Annotated in this window: 2 protein-coding genes; both read left to right on the top strand. The window is 76.4% G+C overall.

The annotated features are described in order from the left end of the window. Positions 1-1,870 (top strand): S41 family peptidase (locus tag MNY60_RS23430; protein ID WP_242362048.1); only part of this gene is annotated, 1,870 nt, incomplete at its 5' end. 122 nt (positions 1,871-1,992) lie between these two features. Continuing rightward, the coding region (locus MNY60_RS23425; RefSeq protein ID WP_242362045.1) for a cytochrome c biogenesis protein CcdA at positions 1,993-2,838 on the top strand (846 nt) is incomplete at its 3' end.

The raw sequence follows: 2,838 nt of genomic DNA, 5'->3' as shown, positions 1-2,838 counted from the left end.
CGCCGCGCCGCCCCCGGCGGCGGTCACCCCCGCGCCGGCCGAGCCGATCGCGGGCGACGCCGCGCCGGCGGCTCGCGCCGACCTGTGCGACGGGGTCGCGTCGCTCCCGGAGGACGACGGCTGCGCCGGCGCGCCGCTCTGCTCGCCGCGGCAGCGCGCGAAGCTCGCCTGCGATCTCCGCGACGCGATGGAGAAGCGGTACGTGTTCTTCCCGGTGAAGGGGCGCCTCCTCGCCCACGGCGGCACGCCGTCGTTCGACTCGCGCGCGCACCTCGACGCGTGCGTCGCGGAGGAGCGGGCGATCGCCAGGGAAGACGATCCGCTGCGGTTCTACGATCGGATGCGCCGCTGCACCGCCGCGTTCGAGGACGGCCACCTGCTGTTCGGGGCGCCGGTGCGCCTGCCCCAGGTCGCGCTCGGGTTCGGCCTGCGGCTCGCGGACGGCGGCAAGATCGTCATCGCCAACCGCGAGAAGAAGCTCGTCTCGTACCTCGCGAAGGTCTCGGGGCTGCGGGGCGTCGACCAGGTCCTCGCGGCCGGCAACGAGGTGCTGGAGATCGACGGCCGCCCGGCGGCGGAGGTCGTGGAGGAGCTCGCCCGCTTCGTGCCGGCGAGCTCGCGCGGCGCCCGGCTCGAGCGCGCCGTGGACGCGGTGACGCGCCGCGACTTCGCCTACCCCCAGCGGCGCACCGCGACGCTGGCGGTGTCGGTGAAGGGCGTCCGGCGCGTGGTCGAGCTGCCCTGGTGGATCTCCCCCGACGCCGCCGGCCACGTGATGGCGAGCCGCTACGTGCGCCGCACCGGGATCGTCACGAGCGACCTCCTCGCCTGGCGCTACGACCAGGGGAAGGACACCTGGGACCGGGATCCGAACGCCGCGCAGGGGTACCTGCGCACGGACCCCATCCTGGCGCCGCGCGACGCGAGGGGGCTCACCGAGGAGCTCGACGAGGGCGACCGCGTCGCGGTGCGGGTGGGCGAGGTGGTGCGCCGCCGCGATCGCGCCTTCTGCTACGTGCAGATCCTCTCGTTCCTCAGCGAGACCCTGCACGCCGCGGGGGACGAGCCGCGCCCGTTCGGCGCGGTCCTCGAGGGTTTCGTCGGAGAGTGCAAGGACAAGGGGCTCGACCTCGTCGTGGACCTGCGCCAGAACACCGGCGGCTACATCGCCCACTCGAGCACCGTGGCCGCGATGCTGTCCGAGCCCGGGGAGGCCTACCCCGGCGGCGCGCTCGTCCTGCGCGCGACCACGCAGAACCAGCTCGTCTACCAGCAGCGGATGCCGCCGCCGAGCGCCGCGCCCGCCCGCGCCGCGGACGACGCGTTCGAGCCGCGCAAGATCGTCGAGGCGATCGGGCTCGCGCAGCGCGAGCGGCGCGACTACACGCCGGCCTTCCTCGAGGGCCCGGTGCGCGCGAGCGACGCGGTGGGAGGCTACGAGGGCAGGGTGGTGGTGCTCACGAGCCCGAGCTGCATGAGCGCCTGCGACCGGCTCGCCGGGATGCTGCGCGCTTCGCGCCGCGCCGTGCTCCTCGGCGGCCCGACGGAGGGCGCCGGCGGCAGCCAGCAGGAGGCGAAGAACCTCGGCGCCCGCTGGACGGATCCCGACGGGCTCCTCTCGCTCTCCATCCCGAACGCCGCGATGGGCGTGCAGCCCCTCGAGCCGGGCGCGCCGCTCGCCGCCCACGCCGAGCGCTCCGCGGAGGAGTTCTTCGCGGCGCTCGCCTTCGAGAACCGCCCCGTGCAGCCCGACGTGCCGTACGCGACCACGGTCGAGGACATCACCGGCCACAACCGCGGCTGGCTCGAGCAGGTGGAGGCCGTCCTCTTCGAGGGGCGCGCGGTGCACGAGGGCATCGCGGGGTTCTGAAGGCGCCCGTCCGCCCCCGGTGAGCCACCGCTTCCGGGGGTTCGGGGCGCTTTCCGGGAGCTCGCCGGAACCGCTCGCCGCGTCCCCGGCTCCGACTCGCACGGAGGAGCCAGAGAGACCGCATGAGCTTCGACATCCCCGGACTGTTCGCCGCCGGCGTCCTCACCTTCCTGTCGCCGTGCGTGCTCCCCCTCGTGCCCATCTACCTCGGGCTCCTCGGCGGCGCGTCGGTGGCCGACGTCCGCGCCGGCGGCGCGCGCGGGCGGCTCGTGGCGACGGCGTTCGCGTTCGCGGCGGGGCTCGCGAGCGTGTTCGTGGCGCTCGGGCTCGGGGCGAGCGCGGCGGCGACGCTGCTCGCCGCGCACCGCGAGGTGCTGCTCCGGGTCGCGGGGATCGTCGTCGTCCTGTTCGGCCTCAAGTTCCTCGGCGTCCTGCGGTTGCCGGGGCTCGATCGCGAGCGGCGGCCCTGGCTCGCGCGCGCGGCGCCAGGGGGATCCCTCCTCGCGTCGTTCGCCTTCGGCGGCGCGTTCGCGCTCGGCTGGACGCCGTGCATCGGCCCGGTGCTCGGCTCCGTGCTCACCTACACCGCGAGCTCGGGCGCGAGCCCGGCGCGCGGCGCGCTCTACCTCGGCACCTACGCGGCCGGCCTGGTCGCGCCGCTCCTCTTCGCCGCCGCCTTCGCGCCGCGCGCGCTCCGGCTCCTCGACCGCGTGAAGCCGCACCTGCGCAAGGTCGAGCTCGCGACCGGCGCGCTCCTCGTCGCCGTGGGCGCGCTCCTCGCCACCGACCGGCTCATGATCCTCATGCCGCCTGCCGGTGGCGCCGCGCAGGCGGCGGGGGCGGTCGCTGCGTCCGCACCCGCCGCCGGGAGCGTCGCCGCGGGGGATGCGGCGAGCTGCGACGCGAGCGCGCCCGCCGCGGCGTGCGACCTCCCGGCGCTCGGCGCGCTCGCCGCGGCGCCGGCGCCG

The organism is Anaeromyxobacter sp. SG17 (assembly GCF_022690695.1).
Lineage (GTDB): Bacteria > Myxococcota > Myxococcia > Myxococcales > Anaeromyxobacteraceae > Anaeromyxobacter > Anaeromyxobacter soli.
The sequence above is the reverse complement of the archived record's forward strand: the minus strand, read 5'-3'. Positions and strand labels throughout refer to the sequence as shown.